19 protein-coding genes are annotated in these 19,765 nt (G+C 70.9%); 6 read left to right on the top strand and 13 right to left on the bottom strand.

Annotated features, from left to right (window positions below; genetic code table 11):
• Positions 1-109: 109 nt before the first annotated feature.
• From hisF to hisD, 8 genes are read right to left on the bottom strand one after another with little or no spacing between them, the layout of a single operon-like run.
• On the bottom strand, positions 110-865 hold the full coding sequence (gene hisF / locus OG522_RS27460) for an imidazole glycerol phosphate synthase subunit HisF (RefSeq protein ID WP_329465681.1): 756 nt from the start codon (positions 863-865) through the stop codon (positions 110-112).
• Positions 862-1,263, bottom strand: a complete 402-nt coding sequence (locus OG522_RS27455; protein ID WP_329465680.1) for a RidA family protein — start codon at positions 1,261-1,263, stop codon at positions 862-864. Before OG522_RS27455 ends, hisF begins: the two co-directional genes overlap by 4 nt.
• Entirely contained in the window at positions 1,260-1,988 is a 729-nt protein-coding gene (gene priA / locus OG522_RS27450) for a bifunctional 1-(5-phosphoribosyl)-5-((5-phosphoribosylamino)methylideneamino)imidazole-4-carboxamide isomerase/phosphoribosylanthranilate isomerase PriA (RefSeq protein ID WP_329465679.1), read from the bottom strand. The genes OG522_RS27455 and priA overlap by 4 nt, the downstream gene beginning before the upstream one ends.
• Complete coding sequence (gene hisH / locus OG522_RS27445; RefSeq protein WP_329465678.1) at positions 1,988-2,632, bottom strand: imidazole glycerol phosphate synthase subunit HisH; 645 nt, start codon at positions 2,630-2,632, stop codon at positions 1,988-1,990. Before hisH ends, priA begins: the two co-directional genes overlap by 1 nt.
• Positions 2,629-2,793, bottom strand: coding sequence for a hypothetical protein (locus OG522_RS27440; protein WP_329465677.1), 165 nt, complete (start codon positions 2,791-2,793; stop codon positions 2,629-2,631). The genes hisH and OG522_RS27440 overlap by 4 nt, the downstream gene beginning before the upstream one ends.
• Positions 2,794-2,795: 2 nt before the next feature.
• Entirely contained in the window at positions 2,796-3,389 is a 594-nt protein-coding gene (gene hisB, locus OG522_RS27435) for an imidazoleglycerol-phosphate dehydratase HisB (RefSeq protein ID WP_329465676.1), read from the bottom strand.
• The gene (locus OG522_RS27430; RefSeq protein ID WP_329465675.1) at positions 3,386-4,498 is read right to left on the bottom strand and encodes a histidinol-phosphate transaminase; all 1,113 of its coding nucleotides are present in this window, start codon (positions 4,496-4,498) and stop codon (positions 3,386-3,388) included. Before OG522_RS27430 ends, hisB begins: the two co-directional genes overlap by 4 nt.
• Entirely contained in the window at positions 4,495-5,826 is a 1,332-nt protein-coding gene (gene hisD / locus OG522_RS27425) for a histidinol dehydrogenase (RefSeq protein ID WP_329465674.1), read from the bottom strand. The genes OG522_RS27430 and hisD overlap by 4 nt, the downstream gene beginning before the upstream one ends.
• Before the next feature lie 135 nt (positions 5,827-5,961).
• On the opposite strand from hisD, the gene OG522_RS27420 reads away from it, so the two are divergent.
• The 4 genes from OG522_RS27420 to ybaK all read left to right on the top strand — a co-directional run bounded on the left by OG522_RS27420 (position 5,962) and on the right by ybaK (position 10,070).
• The gene (locus OG522_RS27420) at positions 5,962-7,566 is read left to right on the top strand and encodes an oxidoreductase (RefSeq protein ID WP_329465673.1); all 1,605 of its coding nucleotides are present in this window, start codon (positions 5,962-5,964) and stop codon (positions 7,564-7,566) included.
• Positions 7,567-7,738: 172 nt separating this feature from the next.
• Complete coding sequence (locus OG522_RS27415) at positions 7,739-8,776, top strand: hypothetical protein (RefSeq protein ID WP_329465672.1); 1,038 nt, start codon at positions 7,739-7,741, stop codon at positions 8,774-8,776.
• A 5-nt stretch (positions 8,777-8,781) separates the two neighbouring features.
• Complete coding sequence (locus OG522_RS27410; protein ID WP_329465671.1) at positions 8,782-9,558, top strand: LON peptidase substrate-binding domain-containing protein; 777 nt, start codon at positions 8,782-8,784, stop codon at positions 9,556-9,558.
• Between the two features lie 17 nt (positions 9,559-9,575).
• Complete coding sequence (ybaK, locus tag OG522_RS27405; protein ID WP_329465670.1) at positions 9,576-10,070, top strand: Cys-tRNA(Pro) deacylase; 495 nt, start codon at positions 9,576-9,578, stop codon at positions 10,068-10,070.
• A gap of 163 nt (positions 10,071-10,233) precedes the next feature.
• Here ybaK and OG522_RS27400 read toward each other — a convergent pair whose 3' ends face one another.
• From OG522_RS27400 to OG522_RS27385, 4 genes are all read right to left on the bottom strand, one after another.
• The gene (locus OG522_RS27400) at positions 10,234-10,899 is read right to left on the bottom strand and encodes an ABC transporter permease (RefSeq protein ID WP_329465669.1); all 666 of its coding nucleotides are present in this window, start codon (positions 10,897-10,899) and stop codon (positions 10,234-10,236) included.
• A 34-nt stretch (positions 10,900-10,933) separates the two neighbouring features.
• A complete protein-coding gene (locus OG522_RS27395) occupies positions 10,934-11,770 on the bottom strand; it encodes an ABC transporter permease (RefSeq protein ID WP_329465668.1) in 837 nt (278 codons plus the stop codon).
• On the bottom strand, positions 11,767-12,774 hold the full coding sequence (locus OG522_RS27390; RefSeq protein ID WP_329465667.1) for an ABC transporter ATP-binding protein: 1,008 nt from the start codon (positions 12,772-12,774) through the stop codon (positions 11,767-11,769). The genes OG522_RS27395 and OG522_RS27390 overlap by 4 nt, the downstream gene beginning before the upstream one ends.
• A gap of 72 nt (positions 12,775-12,846) precedes the next feature.
• The gene (locus OG522_RS27385; RefSeq protein WP_329465666.1) at positions 12,847-14,103 is read right to left on the bottom strand and encodes an NYN domain-containing protein; all 1,257 of its coding nucleotides are present in this window, start codon (positions 14,101-14,103) and stop codon (positions 12,847-12,849) included.
• A 256-nt stretch (positions 14,104-14,359) separates the two neighbouring features.
• Here OG522_RS27385 and OG522_RS27380 point away from each other — a divergent pair, with 256 nt between their 5' ends.
• Positions 14,360-14,539: a hypothetical protein gene (locus tag OG522_RS27380; protein WP_329465665.1), complete on the top strand. Its 180-nt coding sequence runs from the start codon at positions 14,360-14,362 to the stop codon at positions 14,537-14,539.
• A 114-nt stretch (positions 14,540-14,653) separates the two neighbouring features.
• Here OG522_RS27380 and dnaE read toward each other — a convergent pair whose 3' ends face one another.
• Positions 14,654-18,202, bottom strand: coding sequence for a DNA polymerase III subunit alpha (dnaE, locus tag OG522_RS27375; RefSeq protein WP_329465664.1), 3,549 nt, complete (start codon positions 18,200-18,202; stop codon positions 14,654-14,656).
• A 170-nt stretch (positions 18,203-18,372) separates the two neighbouring features.
• On the opposite strand from dnaE, the gene OG522_RS27370 reads away from it, so the two are divergent.
• Positions 18,373-19,701, top strand: coding sequence for a DUF2252 domain-containing protein (locus OG522_RS27370; RefSeq protein ID WP_329465663.1), 1,329 nt, complete (start codon positions 18,373-18,375; stop codon positions 19,699-19,701).
• Positions 19,702-19,765: the final 64 nt, after the last annotated feature.

Here is a 19,765-nt window from a genome sequence, read left to right as displayed (position 1 = left end):
CCAAGAGTAGATACGAAAGAAAACTTGCGCAATAAAAGTTGCGCAATTAATCCTGCACATATGGGCAGACGAAGGGCCCAGGGGCGAACCCCCGGGCCCTTCGCCCGGCTCAGCGGACCGGGTGGCCCGCCTTCGCCAGGGTTTCCTTGACCTCCGCGATCCGCAGCTCGCCGAAGTGGAACACTGACGCGGCCAGCACCGCGTCCGCGCCCGCCGCGATCGCGGGCGGGAAGTGCTCCAGGCGGCCCGCGCCGCCGGACGCGATCACCGGCACGCTGACGTGGCGGCGGACCGCCGCGATCATCTCGGTGTCGTAGCCGTCCTTCGTCCCGTCCGCGTCCATCGAGTTGAGCAGGATCTCCCCCGCCCCCAACTCGGCCGCCCGGTGCGCCCATTCGACCGCGTCGATCCCGGCGGACCTGCGCCCGCCGTGGGTCGTCACCTCGAAGGAGCCGGACGCGGTGCGGCGGGCGTCGACGGAGAGGACCAGCACCTGGCGGCCGAAGCGCTCCGCGATCTCGCGGATCAGGTCGGGGCGGGCGATGGCGGCCGTGTTCACACCCACCTTGTCCGCACCCGCCCGCAGGAGCTTGTCGACGTCGTCGGCGCTGCGTACGCCGCCGCCGACCGTCAGCGGGATGAAGACCTGCTCCGCCGTGCGGCGCACCACGTCATACGTCGTCTCGCGGTTGCCGGACGACGCCGTGATGTCCAGGAACGTCAGCTCGTCCGCGCCCTCGGCGTCGTACAGCTTGGCCATCTCGACCGGGTCGCCCGCATCGCGCAGGTTCTGGAAGTTGACGCCCTTGACGACCCGGCCGTTGTCCACGTCCAGGCAGGGGATCACGCGTACCGCCAGGGTCATGACGCCGAACCTCCCCGGTACGCCTCGACCTCTACCTCGACCACCAGGCTCGGGTCCACGAAACCCGACACGATCAGCATCGAGGCCGCCGGGCGCACGTCGTCGAACAACTCCTTGTGGGCGCGGCCCACCTCTTCCACGTCCCGCGCGTGCGAGAGGTACATCCGGGTGCGCACGATGTCCTCGCGGCCCAGGCCCAGGCCCTCAAGTGCCTTGATGGCGACGCCGAACGCGGTGACCGTCTGCTGGTGGGGGCCGCCCTCGTCGATGCGGCCGTTGACCGTCGACGTGCAACCGGCCACCAGGACAAGGCCGTTGGGGAGTTCCACGGCGCGGGAGTAGCCGAAGCGCTCCTCCAGGGGGGCGCCGGAGGAGACCTTGCGAACCTCGTGGCTCATGCGGAGACCGCCTTCAGCGCGTCTTCCAGGGTGAAGGCCTTCGCGTACAGGGCCTTGCCGACGATCGCGCCCTCGACACCGGCCGGGACGAGCGAGGAGATGGCCCGCAGGTCGTCCAGACAGGACACCCCGCCGGACGCCACCACCGGCTTGTCGGTCGCCGCGCACACGTCGCGAAGGAGTTCCAGGTTGGGGCCCTGGAGCGTGCCGTCCTTGGCGATGTCGGTGACGACGTAACGCGCGCAGCCCTCGGAGTCCAGGCGCGCCAGGGTCTCGTACAGGTCGCCGCCGTCGCGGGTCCAGCCGCGGCCGCGCAGCGTCGTGCCGCGTACGTCCAGGCCGACCGCGATCCGGTCGCCGTACTCGGCGATGACCTTGGCGACCCACTCGGGGGTCTCCAGTGCCGCGGTGCCGAGGTTGACGCGGGTGCAGCCGGTGGCGAGCGCGGCGGCCAGCGAGGCGTCGTCGCGGATGCCGCCGGACAGCTCCACCTTGATGTCCATGGCGCCCGCGACCTCGGCGATCAGCGCGCGGTTGTCGCCGGTGCCGAACGCGGCGTCCAGGTCGACCAGGTGCAGCCACTCGGCGCCGGAGCGCTGCCAGGCGAGGGCCGCCTCCAGGGGGGAGCCGTAGGAGGTCTCCGAACCGGACTCGCCGTGGACGAGTCGGACGGCCTGGCCGTCGCGGACGTCCACGGCGGGGAGGAGTTCGAGCTTGGCAGCCATTACAGGGTTCCGATCCAGTTGGTCAGCAGCTGGGCTCCGGCGTCGCCGGACTTCTCGGGGTGGAACTGGGTGGCCCACAGCGCACCGTTCTCCACCGCGGCGACGAACCGTTCGCCATGGGTGGCCCAGGTGACGCGGGGTGCGCGGATCTTGGGGTTGGTGACTTCGAGGCTCCAGTCGTGCACGGCGTAGGAGTGCACGAAGTAGAAGCGGGCCTCGGTGTCCAGGCCCGCGAACAGCTCGCTGTCCTTCGGCGCCTCGACGGTGTTCCAGCCCATGTGCGGCACGATCGGGGCCTTGAGCGGCTCGACCACGCCGGGCCACTCGTCCAGGCCCTCGGTCTCGACGCCGTGCTCGATGCCGCGCTCGAAGAGGATCTGCATGCCGACGCAGATGCCCATGACCGGGCGGCCGCCGGACAGCCGGCGCCCGACGATCCAGTCGCCGCGGGCCTCGCGCAGCCCCTTCATGCAGGCGGAGAAGGCACCGACGCCGGGGACGAGCAGGCCGTCGGCGTTCATGGCCTTGTCGTAGTCGCGGGTGATCTCGACGTCGGCGCCGACGTGGGCCAGGGCGCGCTCGGCGGACCGGACGTTCCCGAAGCCGTAGTCGAAGACGACGACCTTCCTCGCGGATCCGCTCATGACCAGACGTCCAGCCGCATGACGCCCGCGACCAGGCACATCGCGGCACCGATGGTCAGCAGCACGATCAGGCTCTTCGGCATCCCCTGCTTGACGAAGGAGATGATTCCGCCGATCAGGAAGAGGCCGACCACGATCAGTATGGTGTTGAGACCGTTCATGCTTACAGCGCACCCTTGGTGGAAGGAAGGATTCCGGCAGCGCGCGGGTCACGCTCCGAGGCATAGCGCAGTGCGCGCGCCAGCGCCTTGAACTGACACTCCACGATGTGGTGCGCATTGCGTCCGTACGGTACGTGAATGTGCAGCGCGACCTGTGCCTGGGCCACGAAGGACTCGAAGATGTGCCGGGTCATCGTGGTGTCGTACTCGCCGATCATCGGCGCCATGTTCTCGGGCTCGGTGTGCACGAGGTAGGGGCGGCCGGAGAGGTCGACGGTGACCTGGGCGAGCGACTCGTCCAGCGGGACGGTGCAGTTGCCGAAGCGGTAGATGCCCACCTTGTCGCCGAGCGCCTGCTTGAAGGCGGCACCGAGCGCGAGGGCCGTGTCCTCGATGGTGTGGTGGGTGTCGATGTGCAGGTCGCCGTCGGTCTTGACCGTGAGGTCGAACAGGCCGTGGCGGCCGAGCTGGTCGAGCATGTGGTCGTAGAAGCCGACGCCCGTCGACACGTCGACCTTGCCGGTGCCGTCCAGGTCGATCTCCACGAGGACGGAGGTCTCCTTGGTGGTGCGTTCCACCCTGCCAACGCGGCTCATGCGCTCTGCTCCTTCTTGAGTTGACGGACCGCGTCGAGGAACGCGTCGTTCTCCGAGGGGGTCCCCGCGGTGACGCGCAGCCACCCCGGCACCCCGTTGTCACGGACCAGGACGCCCCGGTCGAGGATCTGCTGCCAGGCGGTGTGCGCGTCCGGGAAGCGGCCGAACTGGACGAAGTTGGCGTCCGATTCGGTCACCTCGTAGCCGATCGCGCGCAACTCGGCGACCAGCCGGTCCCGCTCCTTCTTCAGCTGCTCGACGTAGCCGAGCAGCGTGTCGGTGTGCTCCAGGGCCGCCAGCGCGGTCGCCTGGGTGACGGCGGACAGGTGGTAGGGCAGCCGCACGAGCTGTACCGCGTCCACCACCGCCGGGTGCGCGGCGAGGTAGCCAAGGCGCAGGCCCGCCGCGCCGAAGGCCTTCGACATGGTCCGCGAGACGACCATGTTCGGGCGGCCCTCGACGAGCGGGAGCAGCGAGTCGCGGTGGCTGAACTCGACGTACGCCTCGTCCACGATCACCATCGAGGGCTTCGCGGCCTGCGCGGCCTCGTACAGCGCGAGGACCGTCTCGGCGGCGACCGCGGTGCCCGTCGGGTTGTTGGGCGAGGTGATGAAGACGACGTCCGGCCGGTGCTCGGCGATGGCCCGCTCGGCCGCCGCGAGGTCGATGGTGAAGTCCTCGTTGCGCGGGCCCGAGATCCAGCCGGTACCGGTGCCGCGGGCGATCAGCGCGTGCATCGAGTACGAGGGCTCGAAGCCGATCGCGGTGCGGCCGGGGCCGCCGAAGGTCTGGAGCAGTTGCTGGATGACCTCGTTGGACCCGTTGGCCGCCCACACGTTCTCGACCGCGACCGGGTGCTTGCCGGTGCGGGTGAGGTACTTGGCGAGCTCGGTGCGCAGCTCGACCGCGTCCCGGTCCGGGTAGCGGTTGAGGCTCCGGGCCGCCTCGGCGACCCGCTCGGCGATCCGCGCCACCAGCGGCTCCGGCAGCGGGTACGGGTTCTCGTTGGTGTTCAGCTGGACGGGGGTGTCCAACTGGGGTGCGCCGTAAGGGGACTTGCCGCGCAACTCGTCCCGCACGGGGAGGTCGTCGATGCCGAAGCCGGTCACTGTTGCGGCACCTTCCATCCGAAACGAGCCTTGAGCGCCGCCCCGTGCGCGGGCAGGTCCTCGGCCTCGGCGAGGGTCACCACGTGGTGGGCGACCTCGGCGAGCGCGTCGCGCGTGTAGTCGACGATGTGGATGCCGCGCAGGAAGGACTGCACCGACAGGCCCGAGGAGTGGCAGGCGCAGCCGCCGGTGGGCAGCACGTGGTTGGAGCCCGCGCAGTAGTCGCCGAGCGAGACCGGGGCCCAGGGGCCGACGAAGATCGCGCCCGCGTTGCGGACCCGGCCGGCGACGGCCGCGGCGTCGGCGGTCTGGACCTCAAGGTGCTCGGCGCCGTACGCATCGACCACCTTGAGGCCGTCTTCGAGCGAGTCGACCAGGACGATCGCGGACTGACGCCCGGCCAGCGCCGGCTTGATCCGGTCCTCGATGTGCTTGGTCGCGGCGACCTGCGGCGCCAGCTCCTTCTCGACGGCTTCGGCGAGCGCGAGGGAGTCGGTGACCAGGACGGCGGCGGCCAGCGGGTCGTGCTCGGCCTGGCTGATCAGGTCGGCGGCGACGTGCACCGGGTCGGCGGTGTCGTCGGCGAGCACGGCGATCTCGGTCGGGCCGGCTTCGGTGTCGATGCCGATGCGGCCGGTGAAGTAGCGCTTGGCGGCCGCGACCCAGATGTTGCCGGGGCCGGTCACCATGTTCGCGGGCGCACATCCGTCGGGCCCCGAGGTGCCGTACGCGAACATCGCGACGGCCTGGGCGCCGCCCGCCGCGTACACCTCGTCGACGCCGAGCAGCGCGCAGGCCGCCAGGATCGTGGGGTGCGGCAGACCGCCGAACTCCTTCTGCGGCGGGGAGGCCAGCGCGATCGAGGGCACGCCCGCCTCCTGCGCCGGGACCGCGTTCATGATCACGGAGGAGGGGTAGACCGAACGGCCGCCGGGTGCGTACAGACCCACGCGCTCGACCGGCACCCACTTCTCGGTCACGGTGCCACCGGGCACGACCTGCGTGGTGTGCTCGGCGCGGCGCTGCTCGCGGTGGACGATGCGGGCGCGCCGGATCGACTCCTCCAGAGCGGCCCTGACCTGCGGGTCGAGCTGTTCCAGGGCTTCCTTGAGCGCCTCGGCGGGCACCCGCACCTCGGTGAGGCGCACGCCGTCGAACTTCTCCGCGTACTCGATGAGCGCCGCCGTGCCGCGATGATGCACGTCCTCGCAGATGGGCCGCACCTTCTCCAGGGCGGCTTCCACGTCGAACTCGGCACGGGGCAGCAGGTCGCGCAGGGCGCCACCCTCGGGGAGGGTGTTGCCGCGCAGATCGATTCGGGAGATCACGTATCCAATTCTCTCAGACGGCTCGTAAGCACTGGACGCCTGTATCAGTGGCTGATACGCAACCCGGACGTCACCCGCTGTCACCCCCGGGCACTAGCGTTACTCCTGTCAGGGTGGACGGCGAGGGGGACGGCATTGACCGAAGCGCCCGATGTCGGGGAGGCGCCGGACTGGCTCAGTCCGGCGGAGCTGGGACTGTGGCAGGCCTTCCGCAACGGCAGTACGTACGATCTGCGCACCCGCAATCCGGTGCGCGACGATCCGTTTTCGGTCCGTCCCTGGGGCCCCGAGCGCAGCGTGCGGGCCAGGGTGGTGGCGCTCCTGCTGCTCAGCGGGCCGCCGGCGCTGCCGGGCCGGGTCGCGGCGCTCAAGCTCAACGGGGTGCAGATCACCGGCACGCTGAACCTGTCGGGCGGCACCGTCACCCCGTACGTCGAGCTGAACAACTGCCGCTTCGAGAACGAACTGCTGCTCCCCGAGGCGCACTTCACCACGCTGCGCCTGGTGAGCTGCGCGATTCCGCGGGTCGAGGCGGCCCGGCTGACCACCGAGGGCGATCTGCACCTGCCGCGCTGCCGGGTCGCCGGCGGCATCCGGCTGACCGACGCGCACATCGGCACCGACCTCCTGCTCAGCCAGGTCGTGGTGCACGCCGACCGCAGGGGCCGGGCGATCGCGGCCGACGGGCTCTCCGTCGCCCAGGACCTCCAGGCCGACCTGATCGAGTCGTACGGGGAGGTGAGCCTGCGGGCCGCCAAGGTCGGTGTGACCCTGAGCCTGCGCGGCAGCAGGCTGATCAACCCGGACGGCCAGCGGGCGCTCAACGCCCCGCAGCTGACCGTCGAGCGCACCCTGTATCTGACCTCGGCGGCGGTCTACCCGAGCGGCAACGAGGCGGGCACCACACCGCCGTACGGGACGAACTACACCAACACGCCCGTGCGGGGCACCCTTATTCAGCCGTTCGAATGCCGGGGCGGGCTTCGCCTTGACGACGGGCGGTTCGGGGACGCGGTGGACCTCGCGCAGTCCCGGATCGTCCTGACCGATTCCCAGGAGCTGTCGCTGCGCCGCATCCAGACCCCGGAGCTGCGCTTCACCGGTCAGCGCCCGGAGCGCGGCAAGGTGGTGCTGTCCGGCGCCCGGGTGGTGAACCTGGTCGACATGGCGGACAGCTGGCCGGGGCCGGGCAACCTGGCGATGAACGGCTTCGCCTACGAGAACCTCATTCCGATCGGCACCTTCACGCTGGCCGAACGGCTCGACTGGGTGACGGCGGCGACCCCCGAGTACGCCCCGGAGCCGTACGAGCGCCTCGCGGCGGTGCTGCGCAACAGCGGCGAGGACTCCGACGCCCGCGAGGTGCTGCTGGCCAAGCAGCGCCGGCGCCGCGAGACGCTGCCGCTGGCCGCGAAGGCGTGGGGGGTGCTCCAGGACCTGACGGTGGCGTACGGCTACCGGCCGGGCCGGGCCGCGCTGTGGATGGCGGTCCTGTGGGCGGCGGGCACGCTCGCCTTCTCGCACTACGACCCCCAGCCGATCAAGGCCGACGAGCACCCCCAGTGGAACGCACCGCTCTACGCGCTCGACCTCCTCATCCCCGTGATCAACCTGGGCCAGGACGGCTACTGGAAACTCACCGGCGCGTGGCAGTGGGGGGCGGCCCTGCTGATCATGCTGGGCTGGATCCTGGCGACGACGGTGGCGGCCGGGGCCTCACGGCTCTTGCGCAGAGGGTGAGTTGGGGCGCGGGAACATCGCGCGGCACCATTTCGCGGGGCCGGCGCGGACACCTCCACGGGCCGTCGGCGGCCGAATTTGCCGGGCCTTGACTTCGCGCCGTACAACCCTCACCACCGATACAGAAGCTTCACAGTGACCCCCCTGGCGTGGCTCCCACCTGCGGATTTCAATGGTCCACACCATGACTTTCGTATCCGCGCTGATCCGCACCGCACGGCGGGCCAGGCATACGCCCCACCTCGCCGCCGGGCTGCCGGATGGCCGAGAAGTGCTGCTCGACGCCCCCGACGCCCGGCTCGCTCCCGTGCTGGTCTCGGCGGCGCTCGGTGAGTACGGGGCGGCGGCGAAACTGCTCGCCGTCACCCGCGAACTGGCCGAGTGGGAGAACCGCGACCGCTACACGGTGCGGCTCGCGGCCTTCGCGGTCAGCAGACCGGACTGGCTCGCCGACTGGCTGGCGGCCGCGCCCCGCGACCCGGACGCCCTGCTCGTCAAGGCCGAGCTGGCGATCGTCCAGGCCTGGGGCTCACCGGCCCGCGCCGAGCGGCTGCGCGAGGTGGCCCCACTGATCCACTCGGCGGCGGACGGCGACCCGGCCGACCCGGTGCCCTGGCGGATCGCCCTCGACCACGCCCGCGGCACCCACGCACCGCACACCGTCTTCGAGGAACTGTGGGGCGAGGCCATACGCCGTTCCTCGCACCACTACGGCTGCCACGTGGCGGCGCTGCAGTACCTCTCCGCCCAGTGGTACGGCTCGCACCGCGAGTGCTTCGACTTCGCCGAGCGGGCCGCCGAGGACTCGCTGCCGGGCTCCCTGATCCGCGCGCTCCCGGCCCGCGCGGCCTTCGCCTACCTGGTGGGCGGCGCCGGCCGGGCGATCCCGTACGAGCGCATCGACGCGGCGGCCGACCTCGCCATCGAACTGTCCGCCGCCTACGAGACGGGCGACCCGTGGCCGGCCGAGGTCCGCAACCTGCTCGCGTACGTCCTCGCCATTCGCGGGCGGTGGCCGGAAACGCTGGAGGAATTCCGGCGTATCGGGCCGTACGCGACGTCTTTTCCGTGGCTGCATCTGGCCGCCGATCCGCTGGGCCAGTTCCTGGAACTACGTGAGTTCGTGGGAACCGAGGTCGCCGCGGGCATGCCGTGGGGGCGGGAGCGGGCGAAGCCCGGACAAGCCCGGTCCGGCGGCCATTACGCTTGAGCGTTGTGACCACCGCACGCCTCCCACTCTTCCCGCTCAACTCGGTTCTGTTCCCCGGGCTCGTCCTGCCGCTGAACATCTTCGAGGAGCGTTATCGCGCCATGATGCGCGATCTGCTGAAGACCGGCACCGACGGATCCGGCTCCGCCGCGCCCGACGAAGCCGGCGACGAGCCGCGCCGCTTCGCCGTCGTGGCGATCCGGGACGGCCGCGAGGTCGCGCCGACCGCACCCGGTCTGCCCGACCAGACCGCGCAGCCCGAGAAGGGACCGGCGGCCGGCTTCGGCCCCGACCCGATCCAGGCCTTCCACCGGGTGGGCTGCGTCGCGGACGCGGCCACCATCCGGGAGCGCTCGGACGGCAGCTTCGAGGTGCTCGCCACGGGCACGACCCGGGTGCGCATCCTGTCGGTCGACGCGAGCGGGCCGTATCTGACGGCCGAGATCGAGGAGATTCCGGAGGAGTCGGGCGAGGAGGCGGGCGCGCTCGCCGAGGGCGTCCTGCGCGCCTTCCGCTCGTACCAGAAGCGGCTCGCCGGGGCCCGCGAGCGCTCGCTCGCCGGTACCGCGGACCTCCCCGACGAGCCGTCGGTGGTGTCCTACCTGGTCGCCGCCGCCGCGGTCCTGGACGTCCCGGCCAAGCAGCGCCTGCTCCAGGCCCCCGACACCGCGACGCGGCTGCGCGAGGAACTGCACCTGCTGCGCCAGGAGACCGCGGTCATCCGCCACCTCCCCTCGCTCCCGGCGGTGGACCTGACCCGCGCCCCCACCAGCCCCAACTGACCGACCGGAGGGCCGCCTTGGCCAAGAAGAAGCAGCAGTCCGCGGGGACCCCGGCGACGGTCGCGCTGACCCGGGCGGGCACGGCGTTCACCGTGCACGCCTACGAACACGACCCGGCGGCCGCCTCGTACGGGGAGGAAGCGGCGCAGGCCCTCGGGGTGAGTGCCGAGCGGGTCTTCAAGACGCTGGTCGCCGACGTGGACGGCGAGCTGACGGTGGCGGTGGTCCCGGTGGCGGGCTCGCTCGATCTGAAGGCACTGGCCTCGGCGGTCGGCGGCAAGCGGGCGGCGATGGCCGATCCGGCGGCGGCCGAGCGCACCACCGGCTACGTGCGGGGTGGCATCTCCCCGCTGGGCCAGCGCAAGAAGCTGCGCACGGTCCTGGACGACTCGGCGTCCGGGCATCCGACGATCTGCGTCTCGGCGGGCCGCCGCGGCTTGGAGGTCGAGCTGTCCCCCGCGGATCTGGCGGCCCTCACCGACGCCGTACTGGCTCCGATCGGGCGCGGGTAAGAGCCCGCGCCCAGGGGCTCGACGTACCTCCCGTCCTCGGCTACAACCCGAGAACGGGAGGTACGCCCATGTCGAAGCGGACCCGCAAGCGCAAGTGGCGCGTCAAGAAGGGCCGGGCCAACCACGGGAGGCGGCCCGCATAGCGCCCCGGGCCGCCGTCGCCCTACGGCCGCGATGAGCCGGAGGATCCGGAGTCGAGCGGTCCGATCTCGTCCATGGGTCCCGGCACCCACTCCGGTTCCGGGTCGCGCGGCCCGAACAGCGCGGTGAGGCCCAGGTGGACGGCCATCGCGGCGAACGGCCAGGTCAGCAGCGCGCCCTTGGCGTTGAGCTTGAGCGGGGCGTCGAAGGTGACGCCCTTGCCGGCCGCCTTGGCCGCCGCCACCACGTCCTGGTTGGGCCCGAGCCAGATGCCCAGGCGCCAGGCGAGCACGGAGCCGAGCAGGGCGCCGACCGCGAGGCCGAGGACCACCGCGATGCCGCCGCGCCTGCGGAACAGGAAGACCGCACCGGCGGTGAGGGCGCCGAGGCCGAGCGCGAGCAAGATGAACGTTCCGTCGCCGCCGATCGCCTCCTCCCCCTCGGTGTCCTTGAGGAAGACGGCCTTGTCGTCGGCGATCAGCGGCACCCGGGGCGCCAGCCAGAGCCACAGCAGCCCGAGCACCACGCCGGTCAGCGTCACCACGAGGGCGATGAGCACCGCGTCCCGCACGTCCTTCTTCACTGCGGGTACCTCCTCGACGGGCCCGGGGTGCGAGCTCCCGGTGTGCGTCTGCCACGGGTCGTTGTCCGGCGGCTGCTGGGGAGGCGGTGTCAGAGGTGCGGTCACCCTGACATCGTGCCAGGCGTGGCTGTGCGCTGCCTCACCGGACCGCCGCCCGACGATAGGCCCACGCGGCCACGGCCAGCGAGACGGCGCCGACGGCCGCGCACACGGCGAGGTCGAGCCCGACGACGCCCCAGTCGGGGCGCGCGTCGAAGCTGCGCGCGAAGGCCTCCACGCCGTAGGTGGAGGGCAGCAGATCACGTGCGTACGCGATGGGTCCGGGCATGCGCCCGGCCGGGAGCACCCCGAGCAGCAGCGCGGCCGACATCCCCAACTGGCCGAACAGCGTGGCGAGTTCCTGGCGCGGCGCGAGCAGCCCGAGCGCCGCTCCGAGCCCGGCGAGCGCGGCGCCGGCGAGCGGGATCACCGCGGCGAGGACCCACAGGTGCCCCATCGGCAGCCCGAACAGGACGCAGCCGAACACGGCCGTGACCGCCGTTCCGGGCACGGTGAAGGAGGCGTACGCCCCCGCCGTGCCGAGCACCACGGAGGCGGGCGGCACGGGCAGCGTCGCGTAGTGGTCGAGACCGCCGCCGGCCCGCAGCTGCCCGAAGTACTGGGCGAGCAGGTTGAGCGCGACGAACGCGACGACGAGCACGCTGGATCCGGCGACCACGGCCCGCGCCTCGCTCCCGCCGTCCACGACCCCGCGCATGAGGATCATGATGCCGATGGACTGGAAGGTGGCGACGAACAGCAGCGGGATGCGGGCCACCCGGGCCCGCGAGAGCTGGGCACGGTAGACGGCGGCGAGCGCGGGCAGCAGCCGGGCGCGGGGGGCGAGCGGGGCGTCGGTGCGGCGCTCGGCGGTGCCGCTCGCCGGAGCCCGGCCGCCCACGGCCTCCACGCCGCTCTCCAGGGGAATGGCGCTCATGCCTTCACCAGCCCTTCCGTGCGGCCGCCGAGGGCGAGGTAGACGTCTTCGAGGCTCGGCGTGGCCAGGGTGAAGTCGTCGAGGGCCGCGAAGGCCGGGCCGCCGGTGACGGTGGCGACGGCGGCCCGCGCCCGCTCAGGGCTCAGCCGCAGCGTCCAGCGCCGCCCCGACTCCTGGGCCGCCGCACGCAGCGCAGCGACCTCGGGGACCTCGATGGGCGCGCGGTCGCGCCACACGAGCTCGACCCGCACCTCGTCGGCGACGCGGGCCTTCAGTCCGGCGGGGGTGTCGCAGGCGATGACCTTGCCGCGTTCGATCACGGCGACCCGGTCGAGCACGGTCTCGGCCTCGATGACGTTGTGGGTGACGAGGAGCACGGTCGCGCCGCGCTCCGCCCGCCGCCGGTCGACGGCCGCCCACACCGCGCGCCGGGCCACCGGGTCCATGCCGGTGGTGGGTTCGTCCAGGACGAGCACGGGGCGCTCGCCGACGAGGGCGGTGGCGAAACAGGCCAGGCGCCGCTGGCCGCCGGAGAGCTTCTTGAGCGGGCGTCCGGCGATCTCGTCAAGGCCGAGTTCGGCCAGTACGTCGTCGCGTTCGGCGCGGGCGGCGCGCAGGGTGAGTCCGCGCAGCCGCCCGGTGGTCTCGGCGGCGAGCGCGACGGTCAGCTCGTCGAGCGCGGTGGATTCCTGGCCGAGGTAGGCGATGAGGCGGGCGGCCCGTTCGGGGTGTCGCACCAGGTCGTGCCCGAGCACCTCGACGGAGCCGGCGTCGGGCCGCATGAGCCCGGTGAGCTGGCGTACGAGGGTGGACTTGCCCGCGCCGTTGGGCCCGAGCAACCCGAAGATCTCGCCGCCGGTCACCTCCAGGCTCACCCCGTCGGTGGCCCTGACCTCGGGCGTACCGGGTGCGCCCCGTCTGCCCCGCGCCGCGGGGTACGTCTTGATCAGGCCCCGCACCGCGCAAACGGTGCCGGCCCGCGCCGCTGCTGTGCCGGTACTCACGGGGAACGAGCCTAAGGGGTCGAGCGGGCCGCCCCGCCCCGGGGGCGGTTCCAAGCCACCCCACACGTCCGGCTACTCGCCGACCGGCTGCCGTTCGGCCGCCGCCCGGACGTCGATCTCGCGCCAGAACCCGGCCCGGATCGCGTACCTGTCGTGCTCGTCGATCTGGTCGTCCTTGTGCGCGAGGAGGCCGAACCGGGCGGCGTAGCGCAGGAGTTCACCGTCGATGCGGTGCGGGATGCGCGGATACATCGTGGACAGCTTCTGCACGTGCGAGGGCTCGGGGAGGCGTTCCATCCAGCGCCGCGCGAAGACCTGGCCCACCTCGTAGGGGTCGCCGCCGACCGTCGTGATGTCCTCCTCGCGGTCGGCCCAGCGCTGCTCGGCACTGGTGAGCTGCGCCAGCGTCGGCAGGGAGGCCGTCTCGGGGGACTCGCCGAGCGCCGCACCGGGGCGCTCCACCCAGCCCTTGTCGGAGGACCAGCGCAGGGTCGCCGAAGCGGCCGGGGCCGGCGCGGGGCTGCTGGCCGGCCCGCGCAGCCCGGCCAGATCCTTCGGTGTCGGTACGCCCTTGGCGCCGCCGGGGGCGGGCATCGCGGTGCCGTTCTCGCCCGGGGCCTCAGGCTGGGCGGTGCCGTTTCGGGCGGCCACCGCCTGGGCCTCGGCGGCCCGCTCGGCCGATGCGGCGAGCGCCGACTCGGGCAGCGGCGCGGAGAGGATCGCGGCGATCTCCGGGCGGGGCGCGGGCGCGGGGGCGCAGATCCCGCTGAGGTCCTTGGCCCGGACCGCGCGGGTGATCCAGGCGCGGTCGAGCACCCGGCGCTCGTCGGCCTCCGCGACGAGGTCCTCGGACTGGTTGTAGTCGCCGTCGGCGGCCTGTACGGCCCACAGGTGCACGGCGACGCCGTGTTCCTTGGCGGACATCAGACCGGGCAGGAGATCGCCGTCGCCGGTCACCAGGACCACGTCCGAGCAGGCGCGGTTGCGGGCCAGTTCGGTCAGCTCGGCGTGCATGGCCGCGTCCACGCCCTTCTGCGCCCAGCGGCCGTCGCTGCGGGTCAGCGCGCCGAGGCGGACCGTCACCCTGGGCATCACGCGCAGTCGCCGGTGCTCCGGCTGCGGCACGCGGTCGGGGGCGCCGTCGAACCAGTAGATCCGCAGCAGTGGTTGCTCGGTATCGGCTTCCGCGCGCTCGCGGAGTCCCTGGATCAGGGCGGCATGGTCGACGGTGATGCGCGAGCGGGCCGGTTCTCCGGCGAGCAGACTCGCGGCGGCGCCGAGCAGGTAACCGGCATCCACCAGGACGACGCAGCGGTCCATGCGTTCCACCCTCTTTCGGGAACCGAAAAGCCAAAGAAAAAAGAATCAGGAGCTGGGGTTCGGGAGATCACCGAATGAACTTCGGGGTTTCCTTCGAGTCTGCCCGACCGCGCAAGGGTTGACGTCCGGAACTCGATCATCGGCGTGGCGGATTGGGAAGACTTCGCACCCTCACTCACGGTAGTGGCCCGAAATGCGCTCTTTGTCAAGGTGTGTGAGTCTGACAGCGGCCCTGGCCCCGAGTTCCCCCACAGGAGGCATCACCATGGCCAAGAACAAGAACCGCAAGTCGGGCAGTCAGCAGGACCGCTCCAACGCAGCCGAGCGCGGCCAGGAGCAGGCCAAGTCCGCTGCCTACGAGTCCCAGGGAATGCCGCAGACGCAGGCCCAGGGCAGCCCGGCAGATGTTGCCCGTAAGCACCAGCGCCGCTTCGGTCACAACTAGCCGTACACAGCGGGAAAGGGGCGCACCCCATGGGGTGCGCCCCTTTCCCGTGCGCGACGCGTGCGAAAGACGCGCCAAAGACGTGCGAAAGACGTGTGAAAGGCGGCCCAGGGCTCAGCCGGCCAGGCAGGCCGGGCCGAGCAGCACCTTCAGGTCGCCGAAAAGGGCCGGATCGGGCTGGACCCGGTGCCGGTCGAGCCGCAGCACGGTCGTCGAGCGCGGCCCCTGGAGCTTGATCCGCACCTCGGTGTTGCCCTTGTGGTGCCCCAGGATCTCGCCCAGCCTGCTGACCATCGGCGGGGTCACCTTGACGGTGGGGATGGTCAGGACCACCGGCGCGTTGGTACCGGCCGACGACAGGTCGGGGACCATCAACTCCATGGCGACCAGGCGCGGGATGTCCTCGCGCTTGTCGAGGCGGCCCTTGACGAACACCACGGCGTCCTCGACCAGCTGGGTCGACACCAGCTGGTAGGTGGCGGGGAAGAACATGCACTCGATGGAGCCGGCCAGGTCCTCGACCGTGGCGATCGCCCAGGCGTTGCCCTGCTTGGTCATCTTGCGCTGGAGGCCGGAGATGATGCCGCCGATGGTGACGATCGAGCCGTCCGAGTAGTCGCCGCCGGTGAGCTGGCCGATGCCCGCGTCCGCCTTGTCGGACAGCACGTGCTCCAGGCCGAACAGCGGGTGGTCGGAGACGTACAGGCCGAGCATCTCCCGCTCCTGGGCCAGCAGGTAGGACTTCTCCCACTCCACGTCGCCGAACTCGACGTCGAGGCCGAAGCCCGGCTCGGTGGTGTCCGCCTCGCCCATGCCGCCGAAGAGGTCGAACTGGCCCTCGGCCTCCTTGCGCTTGACCTGCACCACGTTGTCGATCATGGGCTCGAACTGGGCGGTGAGGCCCTTGCGGGTGTGGCCCATCGTGTCGAAGGCGCCCGCCTTGATCAGCGACTCCGTCGTGCGCTTGTTGCAGGCGACCGCCTCGACCTTGTCGAGGTAGTCGGGGAACGAGGCGTACTTCCCCTTGGCCTTGCGACTGCGGATGATCGATTCCACCACGTTCGTACCGACGTTGCGGACCGCGGAGAGGCCGAAGAGGATCACGTCGTCGCCCTGGGCGGCGAAGTTCTGCTCGGACTCGTTCACGTTCGGCGGGAGCACCTTGATGCCCATGCGGCGGCACTCGTTGAGGTACGTCGCCGACTTGTCCTTGTCGTCCTTGACCGAGGTGAGCAGCGCGGCCATGTACTCGGCCGGGTAGTTCGCCTTCAGGTAGCCGGTCCAGTACGAGACCAGGCCGTACGCGGCGGAGTGGGCCTTGTTGAAGGCGTAGCCGGCGAAGGGGACCAGGACGTCCCACAGGGCCTGGATCGCCTCGTCGCTGTAGCCGTTCTTGCGGGCGCCCGCCTGGAAGAGGACGAAGTTCTTCGCCAGCTCGTCGGGCTTCTTCTTGCCCATCACGCGGCGCAGGATGTCGGCCTCGCCGAGCGAGTACCCGGCGATGATCTGGGCGGCCTTCTGGACCTGCTCCTGGTAGACGATCAGGCCATAGGTGACCGCCAGCACCTCTTCGAGCGGCTCCTTGAGCTCCTTGTGGATCGGCGTGATCTCCTGGCGGCCGTTCTTGCGCTCCGCGTAGTTGATGTGCGAGTTCATGCCCATCGGGCCCGGCCGGTAGAGGGCCGAGACGGCGGAGATGTCCTCGAAGTTGTCGGGCTGCATCTGGCGGAGCAGCGAGCGCATCGGGCCGCCGTCGAACTGGAAGACGCCGAGGGTGTCACCGCGGCAGAGCAGTTCGAAGGTCTTCGGGTCGTCCAGCGGGAGGGCGAGCATCTCCAGGTCGATGCCCTTGTTGGCCTTCACCATCTTGATGGCGTCGTCCATGATCGTGAGGTTGCGCAGGCCCAGGAAGTCCATCTTCAGCAGGCCGAGCGACTCGCACTGCGGGTAGTCCCACTGCGTGATGGTCACGCCGTCGGTGTGCCGCACCCAGATCGGGGCGTGGTCGACGATGGGCTCGCTGGACATGATCACGCCCGCCGCGTGCACGCCCATCTGCCGGACCAGTCCCTCGACGCCCTTGGCGGTGTCGATGACCTTCTTGACGTCCGGCTCGTTCTCGTACATCCCGCGGATCTCGCCGGCCTCGCTGTAGCGGGGGTGCGAGGGGTCGGTGATGCCGTTGAGGTCGATGCCCTTGCCGAGCACGTCCGCGGGCATCGCCTTGGTGAGCCGGTCGCCCATCGCGTACGGGTAGCCAAGGACGCGCGCGGAGTCCTTGATGGCGTTCTTCGCCTTGATCTTGCCGTACGTGCCGATCATGGCGACCTTGTCGGCGCCGTACTTCTCGGTGACGTACCGGATCACTTCGACGCGCCTGCGCTCGTCGAAGTCGATGTCGACATCGGGCATGGAGACGCGCTCGGGGTTGAGGAACCGCTCGAAGATCAGGCCGTGCGGGATCGGGTCGAGGTCGGTGATGCCCATGGCGTACGCGACGATCGAGCCGGCCGCGGAACCACGGCCCGGTCCCACCGCGATGCCCTGCTTCTTGGCCCACATGATGAAGTCGGCGACGACGAGGAAGTACCCCGGGAACCCCATCTGGATGATGACGTCCATCTCGTACTCGGCCTGCTTCTGGCGGTCCTCGGGGACGCCGCCGGGGAAGCGGCGCTCCATGCCCCGGCGCACCTCCTCCTGGAACCAGGTGACCTCGGTGAAGCCCTCGGGGATGTCGAACTTCGGCATGAGGTTCTTCGCCTCGAACATGCCGGCCGTGTCGATCTGCTGGGCCACCAGGAGGGTGTTGGCGCAGCCCTCCTGCCAGGCGTCCGAGGAGTCGATGGCGTACATCTCGTCGGTGGACTTCAGGTAGTAGCCGGTGCCGTCGAAGCGGAAGCGGTCCGGGTCGGAGAGGTTCTTGCCGGTCTGGATGCACAGCAGCGCGTCGTGCGCGGTCGCCTCGTGGGCGTAGGTGTAGTGCGAGTCGTTGGTGACCAGGGGCGGGATGCCGAGCTTCTTGCCGATCTCCAGGAGCCCGTCGCGGACCCGGCGCTCGATCTCGATGCCGTGGTCCATCAGCTCCAGGAAGTACCGGTCCTTGCCGAAGATGTCCTGGTACTCGGAGGCCGACTTGAGCGCCTCGTCGAACTGGCCCAGGCGCAGCCGGGTCTGGAGCTCGCCGGAGGGGCAGCCGGTGGAGGCGATGAGCCCCTCCGACCACTGGGAGATCGTCTCCTTGTCCATCCGGGGCCACTTCTGCAACCAGCCCTCGGCGTACGCGTCCGAGGAGAGCTTGAAGAGGTTGTGCAGGCCCGTCCGGTTCGCCGCCCAGATCGTCTTGTGCGTGTAACCACCCGAACCGGACACGTCGTCGCGCTTCTGGTGGGGCTGACCCCACTGGATCTTGCGCTTGTTGCGGCGCGACTCGGGGGCGACGTACGCCTCGATGCCGATGATCGGCGTGACGCCCGCCTTCTTCGCCGAATGGAAGAAGTCGTAGGCACCGTGCAGGTTGCCGTGGTCGGACATCGCGATGTGCGTCATGCCCATCTCGTTGCAGGCCTCGAACATGTCCTTGAGCCGCGCGGCACCGTCCAGCAGCGAGTACTGGGTGTGTACGTGAAGGTGCGTGAACGGTGTCTTGGACGTGCCAGTCACGGCTGTGGCCTCCAGCGGCAGGGGGGTTCGCAGAGCGAGGGGGACAGCCTCGGAGTCTACGTCGCCCCGCTGACACCCGCGGGGCACTCCGGGGTACGGTCGCGCGTTGGAAGGGGCACCAGCACGGCCCCGATCACGACGCACGCAGTACGCACCAGGAGGCACCAGCGATGTCGGTCCCGCAGCCCAGCGCTGAGCAGCGCGGCGAGCACATACTCGCCGTTTTCGAGACCGCCTTCGGCGAGCTCCTGGCCGCCGATCCGGCCGCTTTCCGGGTCAAGTTCCGCAAGATGGCGGCCTCGGCGTTCGCCTTCTACCGGGGCACGGCCTGCCTGTTCTACGCCGATCTGGACGAGCACGAGCGCGGCGGCCCCTACCTGGACGAGCGCACCGGCCGGGTCTGGATCCACGGCGATCTGCACGCCGAGAACTTCGGCACGTACATGGACGCCAACGGCCGCCTGATCTTCAACGTCAACGACTTCGACGAGGCGTACGTGGGCCCCTTCACCTGGGACCTGAAGCGGCTCGCCGCCTCGCTCGCGCTGATCGGCTACACCAAGGCGTTCAGCGACGAGCAGATCACCGCCCTGGTGCGCACCTACGCCGGCGCCTACCGCGAGCGCATCCACGCGCTGGCCACCGGCGCCAAGGAGGACGAGGTGCCGCCCTTCACCCTGGACACCGCCGAGGGCCCGCTGCTCGGCGCGCTGCGCGACGCCCGCGCCCGGACCAGGTTCGCGCTGCTCGACTCGATGACCGAGATCCGCGAGCACGAACGCCGGTTCACCGAGGGAGACGGTTCGGTCGAGCTGGACGCGGCCACCCGCTACAAGGTGCTCGCCGCCTTCGACGGCTATCTGGAGACGCTGCCCGACGAGAGCCTGGTGCGCCCGGACTCCTACCGCGTGAAGGACGTCGTGGGGCGGCGCGGCATCGGGATCGGCTCGGCCGGGCTGCCCTCGTACAACATCCTCCTTGAGGGGCACAGCGACGCCCTGGAGAACGATGTGGTCATCTACATCAAGCAGGCGCAGACCCCGGCGGTGTCCCGGCACATCACGGACCCGGCGGTGCGCGGCTACTTCCAGCACGAGGGGCACCGCACGGTGATCTCGCAGCGGGCGCTCCAGGCGGCCGCCGACCCGTGGCTGGGCTGGACCGAGCTGGACGGCGCGGGCCAGCTGGTCGCCGAGGTCTCGCCGTACGCGGTGGATCTGGACTGGTCGGACATCGACGATCCCGACGAGATCGCCTCGGTCGTCGCCGACCTCGGCCGGGCCACCGCCACCATGCACGCGGCGGCCGACGACGAGAGCGGCCACTCGGAGCTGGTGCCGTTCTCCACCGAGCGCGCCATCGACGCGGCCATCGCCGCCGACGAGGAGGGCTTCGCCGCTCTCCTGGTGGACTTCGCGCACTCCTACGGGGCGCGTGCCCGCGGCGACCACCAGATCTTCGTCGACCTGTTCCGCAACGGCCGGATCCCGGGACTGTAGTCTCACCGAACTCTTAGGCGAATTCTTAGGCACGGCATACAGCGGGACATGGGACACTCCTCCG

It is taken from the genome of Streptomyces sp. NBC_01431 (genome assembly GCF_036231355.1).
Taxonomy (GTDB): Bacteria; Actinomycetota; Actinomycetes; order Streptomycetales; family Streptomycetaceae; genus Streptomyces.
The sequence above is the reverse complement of the archived record's forward strand: the minus strand, read 5'-3'. Positions and strand labels throughout refer to the sequence as shown.

Coding starts and splice junctions, on each gene's coding strand:
- hisH (WP_329465678.1), bottom strand. CDS start 2,632: ATGAGCGGATCCGCGAGGAAGGTCGTCGTCTTCGACTACGGCTTCGGG.
- priA (WP_329465679.1), bottom strand. CDS start 1,988: ATGGCTGCCAAGCTCGAACTCCTCCCCGCCGTGGACGTCCGCGACGGC.
- OG522_RS27370 (WP_329465663.1), top strand. CDS start 18,373: ATGTCGGTCCCGCAGCCCAGCGCTGAGCAGCGCGGCGAGCACATACTC.
- OG522_RS27395 (WP_329465668.1), bottom strand. CDS start 11,770: ATGAGCGCCATTCCCCTGGAGAGCGGCGTGGAGGCCGTGGGCGGCCGG.
- OG522_RS27380 (WP_329465665.1), top strand. CDS start 14,360: ATGGCCAAGAACAAGAACCGCAAGTCGGGCAGTCAGCAGGACCGCTCC.
- hisF (WP_329465681.1), bottom strand. CDS start 865: ATGACCCTGGCGGTACGCGTGATCCCCTGCCTGGACGTGGACAACGGC.
- OG522_RS27455 (WP_329465680.1), bottom strand. CDS start 1,263: ATGAGCCACGAGGTTCGCAAGGTCTCCTCCGGCGCCCCCCTGGAGGAG.
- OG522_RS27415 (WP_329465672.1), top strand. CDS start 7,739: ATGGTCCACACCATGACTTTCGTATCCGCGCTGATCCGCACCGCACGG.
- hisB (WP_329465676.1), bottom strand. CDS start 3,389: ATGAGCCGCGTTGGCAGGGTGGAACGCACCACCAAGGAGACCTCCGTC.
- OG522_RS27440 (WP_329465677.1), bottom strand. CDS start 2,793: ATGAACGGTCTCAACACCATACTGATCGTGGTCGGCCTCTTCCTGATC.